Below are 16,852 nucleotides of genomic sequence, written 5' to 3'. Positions count from 1 at the left end.
GGTTCCCGCGCCGACCCTGTGCCGATCACCACCGGGTGACGTGCCGTCACACGGTGTACATGCCCAGCCGCTGCGACCGCGGCACCCGGTCGCATGCCGTCACCCCAGCTCCGCGAGGGCCCGGGCCGTTGCCCGGGCCATCTGGTCGTCGTGCCGTCCGCTGGAGCCGCGCAGCCGGGCGGCGCCCTCGGCGGCGGCCAGGGCGAGCAGGCCCGGGAGCAGGTCGGTGCTGCGGGCGGCGACCCAGCGGGTGCCCTGGGTGGCCATCCACCACAGGTCGGCGCCCAGGCCCGGTGGGGCTTCGGCGGGTTCGGCGGCGGGTGGCGGGCCGAGGGGGTGGCCGGCCGTGGTGAGCAGTGCGTGGAAGCGCCGGGCGATCAGGTGGTGGCCCTCGGCGCTGGGGTGGAGGCGGTCGACGCTCAGCAGTCCCCGTCGGGCGCACCAGGGCAGGTCGGCGATGTGGAGGTGGATCGCCCGGTGCCGCGCGGTGAGGGCGTGCACCACGGTGTTGACCGCCCGCATCCGTCGGGCCAGCGGCCGGGCGAGCGGTGAGGGGAGTCGGAGCAGCATGCCGGGGTCGGGCAGGCAGGCGGTCAGCAACACCGCGCCCGCGCCGGAGAGTTCGCCCAGAGTGGCGTCCAGTTCCATGGTGGTGCGCCGGATGTCGAAGCCGGTCCGCAGGGTGTCGTTGCCGCCGACCAGGACCGCCGCCAACTGGGGCCGGCGGGCCAGTGCCGCCGGGAGCTGGCGTTCCGACAGGTCGGCGGTCAGCGCCCCGCTGCACGCCAGGTTGGTGAACTCGACCGTCCGGCCCTCGGGCGCCAGCGATCGGGCGAGGAGCGCGGCCCAGCCGCGCCACCGGGCGTCGACCTGGTCCCCGACCCCTTCCGTCAGCGAGTCCCCGAGCGCGACGAAGCGCAGCAGCTCGCGGGCCGCCGGCCGTTCCTCCGCCGGCCCCTCCTCAGCGGGCCGTTCCTCCGCCGTCCGGTCAGGCCAGGCGTCCAGCACGCTCATTCCGAACCCCTTCCGCCGCAGCAGGATCGGACACCTTCGCCGCGCCGCAGCTCCGCACCCCGTGCGCCGCCAGGAAGGCCTCCACCGCCGTCGGCCAGCCGTACCGCTCGGCCTGAGCCCGGGCGGCGGCCCGCCGTGCCTCCTCCGGCCGGGCCAGCAACTGCCCTACGGCGCGGGCGAATCCGGCCCCGGTGTCGGCGGCGGCCACCCCGGCGGGTCCGATCAGTCCGGGCAGCGCGGAGGAGCGGCTGACCGCGACCGGTGTTCCGCAGGCCAGCGCCTCCATCGCGGCCAGCCCGAAGGTCTCCACCGGCCCGGGCGCCAGCACCACGTCCGCACTGCCCAGCAGCCCGGCCAGCTCCGCACGCCCGTCGAGGTGGCCGAGGAAGCGCACCGGCTGCCGCAGCCGCGCGGCCCGGGAGGCCAGCCGCGGCCGCAGTGGACCGGTCCCGGCCACCACCAGGACGGCGGGCAGCCCGCGCGCCCGCAGCCGGGCCAGCGCCTCGATCGCGCGCTCGGGCCGTTTCTCCGGGGACAGCCGTGAGCAGAGGACGAGCAGTACGTCCTTTGGCGCCGCGTAGCGGGCCCGCTGCGCCGCGCGGGCGACGGCGGGCAGCGGCCGCATCGCGGTCAGGTCCACCCCGAGCGGGGCCCGGACCAGGTTGGGCACGCCGATCCGGCGGAACTCCGCGGCCGCCCAGTCGGTGGTGCAGAGCACCGAGTCGTAGGCGCGGGCGGTGGCGGCGTTGAGCCGGTCGGCGGCCGCGACGGCGAGCGGGCCGGGCACACCCCAGGTGCGCAGCACCCCGGTGGCGCTCTCGTGCGAGACCATCACCGAGCGCACGCCGTGCCGCCGGGCCCAACTTCCCGTCCAGCGCAGGGTCGTGCGGTCGGACACCTCGAGCCGGTCGGGGCTGAGCCGGGTGAGTTCGGCGGCCACCGCGCGCCGGTCGGTGAGCAGCCGGTAGCCGCCGCCGGCCGGCAGTTCCGGGCCGGGCAGGGTGATCACCAGGCCCTGTTCGGTCTCCTCCGTGGAACGCCGCTCGCCGGGCACGATCAGCACCGGCCGGTGCCCGGCGGCCCGGTACCCGGCGCCCAGGTGGCGCAGAGCGGTGCGCAGGCCGCCGGAGACCGGGGTGACGAAGTTGGCGAGCCGCACGATCGTCAAAGGTCCGGTACGGGGGGACTGGGATGTCATGCCGACAACTCCTCCGGCAGCTCCTCGGGCAGCTCCGACGGCAGGACCGGGACCACGGGCTCGGCCGGAGCCGCCCCCACCACCGGAGGAAGGGAGGCGGGCAGGCCACCGTGCTCGGCCAGCACCTCGGCGTAGTGCCGCAGCAGGAGGTCCCCGACCGCCTCCCAGGTCCGGGCGGTCACCTCGGAGCGCCCCGCCTGCCCGTACGCGGCGCGCCGGGCCGGTTCGGCGGCCAGCGCGGCCACCGCCCGGGCGACCGCCGCGCCGTCCCGGGGCGGCACCAGCAGTCCGGTGCGGTGGTGGGCGACCAGGTCGAGCGGGCCGCCGGCCGCCGGACCGATCACCGGCACGCCGCTGGCCATCGCCTCCTGGATGGTCTGGCAGAAGGTCTCCAGCGGGCCGGTGTGCACGAACACGTCCAGGGTGGCGAAACAGCGGGCCAGTTCCTCCCCGGTGCGGCGGCCGAGGAACACCGCGCCGGGCATGGACGCCCTCAGCCCGGGCGCCGACGGCCCGTCCCCGACCACCACCACCCGCACCCCGGGCAGGGCGGAGGCGGCCGCCAGCAGGTCGACGCGCTTCTCGGGGGCCAGCCGTCCGACGTACCCGACCAGCACCTCCCCGCCCGGGGCGAGCGCCCGGTGCAGCGCCTCGTCGCGGTGGCGCGGGTGGAAACGCACGGAGTCGACCCCGCGCGGCCACAACTGCACCCGGGGCACCCCGTGCGCGGTCAGGTCCTGTGCGGCCGGGGTGGACGGCGCCAGGGTGCGGGCGGCGGCCCGGTGCACGGCCCGGATCCGCCGCCAGGCCGCGGCCTCCCCGAGGCCCCGCCCGGCGCGGTAGGCGTGGGCGTACCCGGCGAGGTCGGTCTGGTACACGGCGACGGCGGGCACCTTGAGCCGGGCGGCGACCTGCATCCCGCGTGCCCCGAGCACGAACGGGCTGGCCAGGTGGACGATGTCCGGCCGGTGCCCGGCGAGCGCGGCCGTCAGCTGCCGGCTCGGCAGCGCGATCCGCACCTGCGGGTAGCCCGGAAGCGGCATCGAGGGGATGTGCACCACGGGGATCCGCTCCCCCTCGGCCCCGGAGCCGAAGCTCCGGGACGGGCACTGGGCGCCACGGGCCGGGGCGGGGGTGACGACGAGGGGCCGGTGGCCCCGGCGGACCAGGTGCTCGGCCGTCCGCAGCACGCTGTGGGCGACTCCGTTGACCTCGGGCGGGAAGGATTCGGTGACGATGGCGACGCGCATGCCCGTGTTGTGTCCGCGCCCGGCGTGCACCCGGCCAAAGGGATCTGTCGTACAAGCGAACGCGGGTCGGCGATTTGCACCACCGACCCGCGCATCGAGCGCTGTCCGAACCTCAGGACGATCCGGCCGTCTCCTTGAGCTCCGCGTACGGCGCGAGCTTGCGGATCGACTCGATGCTCTTCAGGCAGTCGTCCTTGCTCTCCTGCGGGTCGCCGGTCACCACGATGGACCCGTTGCTCGCCTTGAGCCGGAACCGGTGCATCCCGCTCTCGTCCTTGTACAGCTCGAATTTTCCAGCCATGCCAGTCGACACCTCTCGCTCGGGTAACCCCCTCGCACCGCACGGTAGGTCCAACCTCGTTGCGCCGCCCGCCGGGTGAGGCATCCGAGTCAGCGGGCCCCTGACCACCTGAGCCGTTCGGGTCAGGTGCTCGCGAACCCGGCGCACATCCGGTGCACATCCGGCCGGGGGCAGTCCACCCCGTTGTGCGGTAACGCCGCCCGGTCGCCTCCCGGGCCTTGTCGAGCGACCGGGCGACACGGTGCACGAAGAAGGCCTGGGCCTCACCGCGAACGGTGAGGCCCAGGCCTTCTTCCTGCGTGCCGCAATCGCGGGCCGTCAGCCGGTAGCCGTGAGGACGTCCAGGAATCGGGCGTGGTCGACCGAGACCGAGATCCGCGTCCGGGTGCCGGCCGGCCGGACGTGCACCCCAGGCGCCGCGCTCGCGGTACACCTCGACCTCGCGGAACGCGCAGACGGATTCGTCGAGGGCCACGGCCGCCGCGAGCGGGTCGTGAAAGGCCTTGCCGGCGCGGCGCTTGGCCAGGTAGACCCCCATGCCCTCCCGCACGAGCGCCATCCCGGGTGTGAGTCGCCGCGCCGACAGGGCGGCGTGCATCGCGCCGTCGTAGACGACGCCGTGGCAGACGTTCTTCGAGACGAGCACCCGCTCACCGACGTGGGGCGATTCCAGCAGCTTCAACGCGGCGGCCGGAGCGCCGTTGAAGTTGAACGTCGGGCAGGTCTCGCGTCCCTCGAATTTGGGGAGACGGTGTTCGGGCGGGACGACGGAGTCGCCGGCGAAGCCGCCCTGCGCGACCCAGCGGGCGATGCGCACGTCCGGTTCCCGCTCCAGGAGCACGCCGGGATTCTTCGGCGGCGCCCCCGTGAGCAGCGTCGCGTCCCCGCTGGAGAAGGCGTCCCGCAGCAGCTGCCAGGCCTCGGCATCGGGTTCGCGAGCCGGAACCTTGCCAAGCCATCGGCGGTGGAAGCCCGACACCGGCTTCACGTCGGCGCCGGGCCGGTGCGCGCCGACCGGCGCGCTCACCCCGAGGCGCCCGAGCAGGTGCTTGACGATGCCGACCTGCTCATCCGATCCGGGCATGACCGTCACGGCCACCAGGCGTGCCCACGGATGGGTCGCGAGGGCGCACAGGGTGAAGACGTCGTCGGGGTCTCCGGTCTCCATATCGAACACGATCGGGATTGCCATGCCCGCGACCGTACCGATCCGACGGTGCGTCACCAACGGAATATCGGCGCATCGAACCAGCCCGGCAGCTCCGGTACGCCGCGCGTCTGGTCACCGCCCGTGGCGTGGCCGTGCCGGCCGGCACGGCCACGTGACGTTCAGCGCTCCCGCAGGCCCGGGGCGACCTCGCGCAGCCGCATCGCGCTGATCGCGCCCGCGCGCACCAGGACCGGCACCTCGCCGGTGACGTCGACGATCGAGGACGGCACCGCGGCTTCGGTGGGCCCGCCGTCCAGGTAGACGGCGACAGCGTCGCCGAGCATGCCCTGGGCGGAGCCGCAGTCCTGCGGGGACGGCTTACCGGTCAGGTTCGCGCTGGAGACAGCCAGCGGTCCGGTCGCCCTGAGCAGGTCGAGGGCGACCGGGTGGTCGGGCATGCGCACGGCGACCGTTCCCGAGGTGTCGCCGAGGTCCCAGGCGAGCGACGGCTTGTGGCGGGCGACCACGGTCAGCCCGCCCGGCCAGAACGCGGCCACCAACTCCCGCGCGACTTGCGGCAGGTCGTCCACCAGGGCGTCCAGATCGGCCAAGGAGCCGACCAGCACCGGAGAGGGCATGTTCCGTCCGCGTCCCTTGGCCTCCAGCAGCCGGGCGACGGCCGCCGGTGCGAAGGCGTCGGCTCCGATGCCGTACACGGTGTCGGTGGGCAGGACGACCAGTTCACCGCGCCGTACCGCCGCCACCGCCTCGCGCAGACCCGCGGCACGCTCCGCTGGCTTCGAGCAGTTGAAAGCAGACATCCATCCTCCATCCTGGCCGGCCCGATCCCGCGGCCCTTGCCGGACGGGCGTCGCCAGAAGGTTATCGTTGCGCCGCTCGGCCTGGTCCCCGGCGACGGCCCGGACGCGATGCGGCGCACGGCCTGCGCGCGGCGCCGGGCCTGTTCACTACAGACCGGCATCCACAGAACGCGTGTCGGGCCGGTCGGAGCGGGCCCCGGCGGTCCGCGGCGGCGGCCGGGCGCCGTGGGGGCGTGTGCACTCGGCAGACGCGGGAGTTCGCCACTCAGCCGCGTGTGGCGTCGGGTTCGGCCAGGTGCAGCGCGGTCTCCTCCAGCCCGGTGCTGTGGGAACCCTTCACCAGCACCACGTCGCCGGGCTTCAGGTACGCCAGCAGCAGGTCGAGGGCGGCGTCGCGGTCGGGGACCAGCGTGGCGTTGACGCCGCCTTCGGCAGCCGTGGCGTGGACCAGGGCGGCATCCTGGTCGCCGACCGCGATCAGGTGGTGGATGCCGCTGTCGGCGACGAGCCGGCCGAGCCGCGCGTGGTGGTCCCCGGACTGCGCGCCGAGTTCGCGCATCTCGCCCAGCACCGCGACCGTCCTTCGCCCACCGGCGATGGCGGTCAGTGCCGCGAGGGCGGCGGCCATGGATTCCGGGTTGGCGTTGAACGCGTCGTCGATGACCGTCACGCCGTCGGGGCGGTCAGTGATGTCCATCCGGCCGGGCGTCAGCTGCCGGGCGCCGGCCAGCGCGTCGGCGGTCTGCCGCAGGCTCGCGCCCAGTCCGACGGCCACCGCGGCGGCTGCGGTGGCGTTGGAGACGTGGTGGGCGCCGTGCAGCCCCAGCTTCACGGGGGCGCTCTGGCCGCGGTACGTGAGGGTGAACGACGGCCGGCCTGCGGCGTCCAGTTCGATGCCGCAGGCGCGGACGTCCCCGGTCTTGACGCCGAAGGTCAGGACGGGCGCGACGGTGCGGGGGGCCATCGACATGACGTAGGGGTCGTCGGCGTTGAGCACCGCCAGGCCGTCGGCGGGCAGGGCCTCGACGAGTTCGCCCTTCGCGGCGGCGATCGACTCCTTCCCGCCGCCGAACTCGCCCACGTGCGCGGTCCCGACGTTCAGCACCAGGCCGACCTTCGGCGGGACGATCCCCGTCAGGTACTTGATGTGCCCGGCACCGCGCGCTCCCATCTCCAGCACCAGCAGGCGGGTGTCCTCGTCCGCCCGGAAGACGGTCAGCGGCAGGCCGATCTCGCCGTTGTACGACAGCGGGGTTGCCACCGTGGTGTCGATGGTCTCCAGCACTTGGGCCAGCAGGTCCTTGGTGCTGGTCTTTCCGGCCGAGCCGGTCAGCCCGATCACGGTCGGTGCCTTCAGCCGGTCGAGCACCGCGCGGGCCAGCGCGCCCATCGCGGCCTGGACGTCCGCCACCACGATCGCCGGCACCCCGACCGGCCGGGCCGCCAGCACGCCCGTCGCCCCGGCGCGGACAGCGGCCTCGGCGAACCGGTGCCCGTCCGTGTGCTCGCCCGGCAGCGCGATGAACAGCGCTCCCGGCTCCACCAGCCGCGAGTCGATGACCCCGGGCCGGTCCACCACCGCGACCGGATCGACGGCGTCGTGCAGGGCGCCCCCGACGGCCTGGGCGATCTCGTGCAGGGTCATGGGGACCACGTTGGGCTCCGATCCGTCGGCACGTCCCCGCCCCTCGTTTCGGGCCAGGGGGTGCGTTCGACGCTAACGGCTGCCCCGCACAGCGTGCGTGAGTCACCGGGTCGTGTCGCCGAGGGTGGCGCCGAGGCCCACGAGCGGCATCAGGTGCGCGGCGTCGGTCGCCACTGGAAGTGTGCGGGCGGCCGGGTGAGGGACGGCGTGCACGGATGGTGAGCGGGGAAAACATGGCGGTCTTGGAACCGGATGCCTGGAGGATCCCCGAATGAGAGCCCAATCCGTCCCGCGTCGCAGCGCCGTGGTGCGTTCCGCCGTTCTGCTGCTGCTGACGACCTCGACGGCGGCCTGCGCGGCCGGCCCCGATGCGGAGACGTACCGGATCGCGCCGGACAACGCCAACGCCGACATCGGTGACCTCGAACTGCGCGACGTACGACTGGTCGCGGGCCCCGGCGGTAGCGGGTCCGCCACGCTGGCGGCGTACATCCTCAACCCGGGCGCGGAACCCGACACCCTGACGGCGGTCAGCCTGGCGGGCGCCGGCAGTGCACCGGCGGGGGGAGGTGGGGCGGGCATCACCCTCCCGCCCGGGGAGCCGGTCCTGGTGGGAGCACCGGGGCAACCCGAGGTGCAGGTCTCGGGCAACGTCAGCCCCGGCACTTACGAGCTGGTCACCTTCACCTTCGCCCGTGCGGGGCGCGGCACGGTCAACGCCTCCGTTGTCAGCGCGGCCTCGCCGTCCCCCGGGGGAGGCGTCGCATCGCAGACTCCCGGCTCCCCCTCGCCCACCGCGGGCACGACGTCGGGTGCCTCGCCGTCCCTGGCCCCCGGAGGCGGCGCGCCCACCGCGGAGCGCTCCGCCCTGCCCACGGAAACCGCCTCCGGCGTCGCGAGCCCCGCCGCCCGGAGCAGGCAGCCCTGACCGTGCCTCATGGTCGCAGGCTACTGTCCGCCCTCGGCCGCCGCGCCGGGCGGGGCACCCTTCCGAGGCCGGCCTACTCCGCCGGCGACGCAAGGGGCAGCGCGAGCGGCCGACGACCGAGAACGCTGTTTCGTACCTGCGCCGCCGGTCAGGCGGCGGGCGTGGTTCCGTACGAGCCGGAGCAGCGCGTGGTGCTCGCCGCGCTGCGGTCGGATGGCTGTCGCAGACGCTCCAGGAGCGGGCGAACTCGTGCAGCGCCGCGACCGCGGCCGGGGCGAGGGCGTGTTCGTCGACCGACGTGCCGGCCGGCCCGGAAGTCCGCGACGGCGGCGGCCAGGGCCGCCTTGTTCGCCCGGCCCGCATCCTCGGTGACCTGCCCGGCCGCGACCGCCCACACGCGCCCCGGAGCGTGGACCCTGCGCGTCGGGGCCGCGGCCTTCCTCCACTGTCACGCGTGGTGCCGACGCTCCATAACACGATGTGATGGTGAGCTGGGATCTTCTGTGAGGCCGTCCGGTCGGTCAATCTCCTCCCACGCATGAAATGTCACATCATGCATGGAGGAGAAGTGAGACACGCAAGGATCGGGCTGGCCCTCGGCGCGGCCCTGGGGCTGGTGTCGGTTGCCGGCTGTACGGGCGGCGGTGGCGGCGCAGCGGGGGCGAACGCGGTAGCGGTGAAGGGTGGCACGCTGCACGTGCTGTCCACCCTTGACCTGGAGCACCTGGACCCGGCGCGCAACTACGTCACGTCCTCCGAGGACGTGAGCCGGCTGATCTACCGGACGCTGACCACCTTCGCCGCCGCGCCCGGACAGGCGGGCGGGAAGGTCGTGCCGGACCTGGCCACCGACACCGGCCGCCCCAGTGACGGCGCGAAGACCTGGACCTTCACCCTCAAGCCCGGAGCGAAGTTCGAGGACGGCCGCCCGATCACCAGCAGGGACGTCAAGTACGGGGTGGAGCGAACCTTCGCCGCCGAGCTTCCTGAAGGGCCGCCGTATGCCCGGATGTGGTTGGCGGGTGGCGAGAGCTACAAGGGGCCGTACAAGGATCCGGCCGGGCTGGCCTCGATCGAGGCCCCGGACGACAGCACCGTCGTCTTCCACCTCAACCGCCCGGTGGCCGACTTCGGCTCGGCGGTGTCGCTGCCGATGTTCGCTCCGGTGCCGCAGGACAAGGACACCGGCGTCACCTACGACTCCAGGCCGTTCTCCTCCGGCCCCTACAAGATCGACAGCTTCGATCCCAAGAAGCGGCTCACCCTGGTCCGCAACACCAACTGGGATCCGGCCACCGACACCGTCCGCAAGGGACTGCCCGACAAGGTCGTCATCGACCTGGGCCTGGACACGGCGGTGGTCGACCAGCGGCTGATCGCCGGACAGGGGGAGGACGCGAACGCCGTCGCGATGGAGCCCATCGGCCCGGCATCGGTGGGGCGGGTGCTGACCGATCCGCAGCTGAAGAGCCGGCTGGTCACCGGCGACTCGATCAACACCCGGTACCTGAGCATCAACACCAGGCACAAGCCGCTGGACGACGTCCGCGTGCGCCAGGCCATCGCCTACGCGCTGGACAAGGACGCCCTTCGCACCACCCGTGGCGGGCCGATCGCCGGCGACCTGGCGACCAGCCTGCTGCCGCCGTCCCTCGGCTACCAGACCGAGGACCCCTACCCGAGCAAGGACGGCAGGGGCGATCCGGACAGGGCCAAGGCGCTGCTCGCCGAGGCGGGCCACGCCTCCGACCTCACCCTGACCCTCGACGCGCCCGCCTCGGCGGCCGGCAAGGCGCAGGCCGAGGCGGTGCAGGCCTCGCTCGGCCGGGCGGGCATCAGCGTGAAGATCAACGAGATCAGCTCCTCCGCCTTCTACAGCACGGTCGGCAACACCTCCCAGGAACACGACCTGGTGATCGCCGGCTGGTCCCCGGACTGGCCGGGCGCATCGACCTACCTGCCGATCGTCTTCGACGGTCGGCTGATCACCAGCCAGGGCAACAACGACTACGCGCAGTACGACTCCCCGGCCGTGGAGGCTCAGATCGACAAGATCGCCGCGATCGGCGACCCGGCGGCGGCCCAGGCGGCGTACGGGCAGCTCGCCCAGCAGATCATGCAGGACGCCCCGGTGGTGCCGTTCCTGTGGGACAAGGCGCCGATCCTGGTCGGCGGGAACGTCGCGGGCGCGTACGGGCACGTAGCCTACGTCGGCCGGCTCGACCTGGTCTCCCTGGGGCTGCGCAAGTGACCGTGATCCGAAAGCTGGTGTCCCAGCGGTCGGCGGCCCTGGCGTTCGCCGTGGTGGCCGGGTTGGTCCTGCTCGCGGTGGCCGCGCCGCTGATCACCTGGATCGCCGGAAGCTCGCCGACCGCCTTCCACGGTGATGCCGTGGACCCGGGGCTCGGTGGCCTGCCGCGCGGTGCCGCCGGCGGAATCAGCGCCCGGCACTGGCTGGGCGTGGAGCCGGTCAACGGCCGGGACGTGCTGGCCCGGGTGGTGTACGGCGCACAGGTGTCACTGCTGATCGCGGTGCTCGCCACCGTGCTGTCGGTACTGCTGGGAACGGCGCTGGGCCTGGTCGCCGGCTTCTTCGGCGGCTGGGTCGACACCGTGATCGGGCGCACCATGGACCTGCTGCTGTCCTTCCCCAGCCTGATCTTCATGATCGCGCTGATCTCCGCCGCGCCCGGCACGGACCGCCGGCTTCTGCTGGTCGTGGTGCTCGGCTTCTTCGGCTGGCCGTATGTCGGGCGGATCGTGCGCGGGCAGGCGATGGTGCTCGCTCGGGGCGAGTTCGTGGCGGCGGCCCGGGTGCTCGGGGCCTCCCGGCGGGCGCTGCTGGTGCGCGAGGTGCTGCCGAACCTGACCGGGCCGGTGCTGGTGGTGGCGACCATGTCGATCCCCGGCTACATCGCGACCGAGGCGGGCCTGTCCTTCCTCGGCGTGGGTGTCCAGGCCCCCACCCCGTCCTGGGGGCAGATGATCGCCACCGCCGTGCCCTGGTACGCCTCCGACCCCGCCTACTTCCTCATCCCCGGCGTCTTCCTGTTCGTCACCGTGCTCGCCTTCAACGTGCTCGGCGACGCCGTCCGCGACGCGCTCGACCCCCGGAGCCAGCGACGATGATCCTCTACCTGCTGCGCAGACTGGCCGTCACGGCGGCCATCCTGCTGGTGATCTGCGCCGCCACCTTCGCCATCTTCTACCTGATGCCCGCCGACCCCGCCCAGGGCGCCTGCGGCAAGGCGTGCAGCCCGGAGCGGATCACGGAGATCCGCACCACCCTCGGGCTGAACCACTCGCCGCTCAGCCAGTTCGGCGACTACCTGACCGGCATCGTCTCGGGGCGCACCTACGGCACTGGCGAGCACGCCGTCAACTGCCCCTTCCCGTGTCTGGGGTTCAGCTTCCAGACCAACCAGCCGGTGTGGCAGATGCTCACCAGCCGGCTGCCCGCCAGCTTCTCGATCGCCGTCGGGGCCGCCGTGCTGTGGCTCGCCGTCGGAGTGGCGGCCGGCGTGGTGTCCGCGCTGAGGTGCGGAAGCCTGTGGGACCGGGCCGCGATGACGGCCGCCCTCGGCGGTGTGTCGCTGCCGATCTACTTCACCGCCCTGGTGCTGCAGTACCTGCTGGTGGTGCAGCTCGACCTGCTGCCCTACCCGCAGGTCGAGCCGCTCACCACCGATCCGGTGGGCTGGGCGCAGTCGATGGTGATGCCCTGGATCACCCTCGCCATGCTGTACGCCGGGATCTACGCCAGGGTCACCCGGGGCGAGATGCTGGAGAGCCTCGGCCAGAACTACGTCCGCACCGCCCGCGCCAAGGGCCTGCCCGAGATCACGGTCGTGCGGCGGCACGCCCTGCGGCCCGCCCTGATGCCGATCGTGACGATCTTCGGCATGGACCTGGGCGCGCTGCTCGGCGGCGCACTGATCACCGAGTCCGTCTTCGGCCTGCCGGGTGTCGGCAAGCTCGCGGCCGATGCCATCTCCTCCGCCGACCAGCCCGTGATCCTCGGCGTGACGCTGTTCGCGGCCTCCTTCGTGGTGCTCGCCAACCTGCTGGTGGACCTGGTCTACGCCGTCCTCGACCCGAGAGTGAGGGCCGTCGGATGACCCTGCTGACCGTACGTGACCTGGCTGTGGAGTTCCGCTCCGGCGTCCGCGCCGTGGACGGCCTCGACCTCGACCTGGACACCGGCCGAGTACTCGGCGTGGTCGGCGAGTCCGGCAGCGGCAAGTCCGTCACCAGCCTCGCCGTCCTCGGCCTGCTGCGCGACGCCCAGGTCAGCGGCGAGATCCGCTTCGACGGGCAGGAGCTGACCGCGCTCGACCGGCGCGCGCTCCGTCGACTGCGCGGCAACCGGATCGCCATGATCTTCCAGGACCCGCTGTCCTGCCTCAACCCGTACTACTCGGTGGCGTTCCAGATCGCCGAGGCGTACCGCGCCCACCACCGTGCCGGACGCAAACAGGCGCACCGGGTCGCGGTGCGCATGCTGGACCGGGTCGGCATCCCCGAACCGGAACGGCGCGCCCGCTGCTACCCGCACGAGTTCTCCGGCGGCATGCGCCAGCGGGTGATGATCGCGATGGCGCTCTGCCTGGAACCGGACCTGCTGATCGCCGACGAACCGACCACCGCGCTGGACGTCACCGTGCAGGCACAGATCCTCCAACTGCTGCGCGAGCTGCGGGAGGAGGCCGGCACGGCGATCATGCTGATCACCCACGACATGGGCGTGGTCGCCGGACTGGCCGACCAGGTCGTGGTGATGCACCAGGGTCGCGCGGTCGAGCGCGGCCCGGTCCGGGACGTCTTCCACCGCCCACAGGAGCCGTACACCCGAGGCCTGCTGGCCTGTGTTCCGCGCATCGACGGGCCCCTGCCCGACCGGCTGCCCACCCTCGGGGCGATCACATGAAGGAGCGAGCCATCAGGAGGGGCACCGTGGACGAGGACGACCAGCGTGACGAGCGGGCAGCCGACCGCAGCCCCCTGCTGGAGGTGCGGAACCTGGTCAAGCGGTTCCCGGTACGCCACGGCCTGACCCAGCGGTTGGCCGGTCACGTCGCGGCCGTCGACGGCGTCTCCCTGACCGTCGGGCCCGGAGAGACCCTCGGTCTGGTCGGCGAATCCGGCTGCGGCAAGTCCACCGTCGCCAAGCTGATCACCCGCCTGGAGCGCCCCACTTCGGGCAGCATCCACTTCGCCGCGCGCGACCTCGCCGGGCTGAACGAGACGGCTCTGCGCCCGCTCCGGCGCGACCTGCAGATGGTCTTCCAGGACCCCTTCTCCTCCCTCAACCCCCGACACACCGTCCGGCAGATCCTCGCCGGTGCCTACCGCTACCAGGGTCTGGAGCCCGACCAACCGGCCGAGGAACTGCTCGCCCGGGTTGGGTTGGAGGCCGGGCACGCCGACCGGCACCCGCACGAGTTCTCCGGCGGCCAGGCTCAACGCATCGGGATCGCAAGGGCGTTGGCCCTGCGGCCGAAGCTGGTGGTGTGCGATGAGCCGGTCTCGGCACTCGACGTGTCGGTCCAGGCGCAGATCCTCAACCTGCTCAGGGACCTCCAGGACGAGTACGGGCTGAGCTACCTGTTCATCGCGCACGACCTCGGCGCCGTGCGCCAGATCAGCACCCGGATTGCCGTGATGTACCTCGGCTCGGTCGTCGAAACCGCCGACCGCGACACCCTGTTCGCCCAACCCGCGCACCCGTACACCCACGCGCTGCTGTCCGCCGTGCCCCTGCCCGACCCGGACCTGGAGGCCTCCCGGGAGCGGATCGTGCTCCACGGCGACCTGCCCAGTCCGCTGGACCCGCCCAGCGGCTGCCGCTTCCGCACCCGTTGCCTCAAGGCCGACGAACTCTGCGCCGCCGAACGTCCGCAACTGCGGACGATCGCACTCGGACAGCAGGTCGCCTGCCACTACCCCGAGAGGACGCCGTGATCCGCGCCCAGTACCGGCTGCCCGGCCTCGCCGTGACCGACCACGTCTTCACCGTGCCGCTCGACCACGCCGAACCCGGACAGGGAACGATCGAGGTGTTCGCGCGGGAGGTCGTCGACCCGGCACGGGCCCACGACCCGCTGCCCTGGCTGCTCTACCTCCAGGGCGGCCCGGGCGGAAAGTCGCCCCGTCCGATGAACGCCACGGCCGGCTGGCTGGGCCATGCGCTCAGGACTCACCGGGTGCTTCTGCTGGACCAGCGTGGCACCGGCCGCTCCACCCCGATCACCGCTCGCGCGGCGGAGCGGTTCGGTTCCGGTAGTGGACTGGCCCACCACCTCGCCCGCTTCCGCGCGGACTCGATCGTCGCCGACGCCGAACTGATTCGCCGCCAGCTGTGCGGCGAGGGCGAACGCTGGGAGACCCTCGGGCAGAGCTACGGCGGATTCGTCACCCTCAGCTACCTCTCCTTCGCCCCCGAAGGCCTGCGCGCCTGCTACGTCACCGGCGGCCTGCCCGGCCTCGACGCCGCCGCCCATGACGTCTACGCCGCCACCTATCCCCGCGTGCGCGACAAGGTGAACACCTACTACGCGCGCTACCCGCAGGACCGGCCGCTCGTCCGCCGGATCGCCGACCGGCTCGCTCAGCGTGCCGCGCAACTGCCCGACGGCGATTGGCTGACAGTCCGGCGCCTGCGCACCCTTGGTCTGGTGCTCGGCATGGGCGACGGCTTCGAACGCCTGCACTGGCTCCTCGACCAGGCCCTCGAATCGGACGGCGAGCTCGCGGCCACCTTCCTGCACCAGGTGGCGAACCTGACCGGCTTCACGGACAACCCGCTCTTCGCGGTCCTCCAGGAGACCATCTACGGCCACCCGGGCGCAGCCACCGGCTGGGCCGCCGCCCGGGCCATGGCCGACCGCCCCGAGTTCGCCGAGGACGCCGACCCGCTGCTGTTCACCGGCGAGATGTTCTACCCGTGGATGTTCGCGGAGATCGCCGGGCTGCGCCCGTTCGCCGAGGCCGTCCACCTGCTCGCCGAACGCACCGACTGGACCGCCCTGTACGACCCGGTCCGGCTCGCCGCCAACCGGGTTCCGGTCGCCGCAGCCGTCTACCACGACGACATGTACGTCGACGCCGGCCTGTCGCTCCGCACCGCCCGCGCGGTCGGCTCCCTGCGCACCTGGGTCACCAACGAGTGGGAGCACGACGGGGTCACCGCCTCCGGCGACCGCGTCCTCGCCCGCCTGATGGACCTCGCCGCCGACCGCGCCTGATCACCCGCCACCCCACACCTGCCGTAGGGAAGGAACGAAGAGATGAGACTCCGGTCCCTCGCCGCCGCCCTGGCCGCGACGCTCCTGGTCGCCGCCACCCCGGCCCTGGCGGACACCGCCCAGCCCACCACCACCGCGCCGGCCTCCGACTGCGCCCTGCCCGGGAAGACCGGCTGGACGGACGAGGGCCACAACACCGACCACACACAGTTCCAGCAGCCGTTCGGCACCAAACACGTGCTGATGCTCTTCGTCGACTTCCCGGACGCGCCGGCCGCCGGCTCCCTGGACGACTACTACCGCGCACTCGCCCCCGCGCAGGAGTGGATGGAGCAGGACTCCTACGGCCGGGTCCGGCTCGACATCGATCCGCTGAAGCGGTGGATCACCATGCCGCAGGCCTCGGCCACCTACGGATTCCAACGAGGCATCACCTTCGAGCAACAGGAGCTGTACGTGAAGCAGGCCGCCCAGGCCGCCGCCCCGTACGTGGACTTCTCGAAGTACGACATGCTCTACATCGTCCCCACCAAGTCCGCCTCCGCGATCAGCTTCTCACCCACCTACCTCTACGACCCGACCACCGCCGGCATCACCGTCAACGGCACCCGGATCAAGTGGGCGATCACCTTCGGCCAGGACATGTACCACTGGGGCTACAAGGTCGCCGACCACGAGACCTCCCACACCTTCGGCCTGCCCGACCTCTACGCCTTCACCGGCACCGACGTGCACCGCTACGTCGGCGGCTGGGACCTGATGGGCAACATCGCCGGCCCGGCCCCGCAGCACATCGGCTGGGAGCGCTGGAAGTTCGGCTGGATCGACGACCGCCAGGTCGCCTGTCTGCCCGCCACCGGCAGCCGGACCGTCCGCCTGAAGGCCGTCGAACGCCCCGGCGGCACCAAGATCGCCGTGATGAGGACCGGCGGCACGACCGCGTACGTGGCGGAGTCCCGCCGGGCCGTCGGTGCGGACGACACGGCCTGCTCCACCGGCGTGCTCATCTACAAGGTCGACACCTCGACCCAGACCGGCTACGGACCCGTCCAGGTGGTCAACGGGAACCCGGGCGCCACGGCGCCGGCCGGCTGCGCCGCCCTCGACATGGCCGCCTACCAGCCCGGCCAGTCCTTCACCGACCCCGCCACGGGGGTGCGGATCGACGTCCTGCGCCGCGGACCGGTGTCCGACACCATCCGGGTCACCAAGCAGTGACCCGGGCGTGACCACCCATCAGCTCGGGTCGTGAAGCCGCCGGGCAACCGCGCCCGCACCGGCAGCCGGTGACACGGTTCACC

General features: G+C 73.0%; 14 protein-coding genes and 1 pseudogene. 8 read left to right on the top strand and 7 right to left on the bottom strand.

What is annotated here, in order from left to right; all coding sequences use genetic code 11:
• Positions 1–99: 99 nt before the first annotated feature.
• The 7 genes and pseudogenes from HS99_RS07515 to HS99_RS07490 all read right to left on the bottom strand — a co-directional run bounded on the left by HS99_RS07515 (position 100) and on the right by HS99_RS07490 (position 7,388).
• The gene (locus HS99_RS07515) at positions 100–1,014 is read right to left on the bottom strand and encodes an SGNH/GDSL hydrolase family protein (RefSeq protein WP_078867508.1); all 915 of its coding nucleotides are present in this window, start codon (positions 1,012–1,014) and stop codon (positions 100–102) included.
• Positions 989–2,212 carry a glycosyltransferase gene (locus HS99_RS07510; protein ID WP_078867507.1) on the bottom strand — a complete coding sequence of 408 codons (1,224 nt, stop codon included), beginning with the start codon at positions 2,210–2,212 and terminating at the stop codon, positions 989–991. Before HS99_RS07510 ends, HS99_RS07515 begins: the two co-directional genes overlap by 26 nt.
• The gene (locus HS99_RS07505; RefSeq protein WP_078938550.1) at positions 2,209–3,462 is read right to left on the bottom strand and encodes a glycosyltransferase family 4 protein; all 1,254 of its coding nucleotides are present in this window, start codon (positions 3,460–3,462) and stop codon (positions 2,209–2,211) included. The genes HS99_RS07510 and HS99_RS07505 overlap by 4 nt, the downstream gene beginning before the upstream one ends.
• A gap of 112 nt (positions 3,463–3,574) precedes the next feature.
• Positions 3,575–3,763 (bottom strand): YegP family protein, encoded by a 189-nt coding sequence (locus tag HS99_RS07500; RefSeq protein WP_030287750.1) that lies wholly within the window; start codon positions 3,761–3,763, stop codon positions 3,575–3,577.
• A 442-nt stretch (positions 3,764–4,205) separates the two neighbouring features.
• Positions 4,206–4,931 (bottom strand): annotated as a pseudogene (locus HS99_RS48365) (nucleoside hydrolase); the annotation flags it as partial.
• Between the two features lie 161 nt (positions 4,932–5,092).
• Positions 5,093–5,734: an L-threonylcarbamoyladenylate synthase gene (locus HS99_RS07495; protein WP_030554522.1), complete on the bottom strand. Its 642-nt coding sequence runs from the start codon at positions 5,732–5,734 to the stop codon at positions 5,093–5,095.
• Positions 5,735–5,999: 265 nt separating this feature from the next.
• Positions 6,000–7,388 (bottom strand): UDP-N-acetylmuramoyl-tripeptide--D-alanyl-D-alanine ligase, encoded by a 1,389-nt coding sequence (locus tag HS99_RS07490; protein ID WP_030554520.1) that lies wholly within the window; start codon positions 7,386–7,388, stop codon positions 6,000–6,002.
• Positions 7,389–7,650: 262 nt separating this feature from the next.
• Here HS99_RS07490 and HS99_RS07485 point away from each other — a divergent pair, with 262 nt between their 5' ends.
• From HS99_RS07485 to HS99_RS07450, 8 genes are all read left to right on the top strand, one after another.
• The gene (locus tag HS99_RS07485; protein WP_141763679.1) at positions 7,651–8,307 is read left to right on the top strand and encodes a hypothetical protein; all 657 of its coding nucleotides are present in this window, start codon (positions 7,651–7,653) and stop codon (positions 8,305–8,307) included.
• 568 nt (positions 8,308–8,875) lie between these two features.
• Complete coding sequence (locus HS99_RS07480) at positions 8,876–10,558, top strand: ABC transporter substrate-binding protein (RefSeq protein ID WP_043480958.1); 1,683 nt, start codon at positions 8,876–8,878, stop codon at positions 10,556–10,558.
• Positions 10,555–11,436, top strand: coding sequence for an ABC transporter permease (locus tag HS99_RS07475; RefSeq protein WP_046385651.1), 882 nt, complete (start codon positions 10,555–10,557; stop codon positions 11,434–11,436). The genes HS99_RS07480 and HS99_RS07475 overlap by 4 nt, the downstream gene beginning before the upstream one ends.
• Positions 11,433–12,425, top strand: coding sequence for an ABC transporter permease (locus tag HS99_RS07470; RefSeq protein WP_030287736.1), 993 nt, complete (start codon positions 11,433–11,435; stop codon positions 12,423–12,425). The genes HS99_RS07475 and HS99_RS07470 overlap by 4 nt, the downstream gene beginning before the upstream one ends.
• Entirely contained in the window at positions 12,422–13,234 is an 813-nt protein-coding gene (locus HS99_RS07465; protein ID WP_050366405.1) for an ABC transporter ATP-binding protein, read from the top strand. Before HS99_RS07470 ends, HS99_RS07465 begins: the two co-directional genes overlap by 4 nt.
• 26 nt (positions 13,235–13,260) lie before the next feature.
• A complete protein-coding gene (locus HS99_RS07460) occupies positions 13,261–14,268 on the top strand; it encodes an ABC transporter ATP-binding protein (protein WP_050366404.1) in 1,008 nt (335 codons plus the stop codon).
• Entirely contained in the window at positions 14,265–15,551 is a 1,287-nt protein-coding gene (locus HS99_RS07455; RefSeq protein ID WP_232543153.1) for an alpha/beta fold hydrolase, read from the top strand. The genes HS99_RS07460 and HS99_RS07455 overlap by 4 nt, the downstream gene beginning before the upstream one ends.
• 42 nt (positions 15,552–15,593) lie before the next feature.
• On the top strand, positions 15,594–16,769 hold the full coding sequence (locus HS99_RS07450; protein ID WP_030554511.1) for a M6 family metalloprotease domain-containing protein: 1,176 nt from the start codon (positions 15,594–15,596) through the stop codon (positions 16,767–16,769).
• Positions 16,770–16,852 lie beyond the last annotated feature (83 nt).

Source organism: Kitasatospora aureofaciens (genome assembly GCF_001188955.3).
In the GTDB taxonomy this organism is placed as follows: domain Bacteria; phylum Actinomycetota; class Actinomycetes; order Streptomycetales; family Streptomycetaceae; genus Kitasatospora; species Kitasatospora aureofaciens.
Note: the sequence above shows the minus strand (reverse complement) of the source record. Positions and strands in the feature narration are given on the sequence as shown.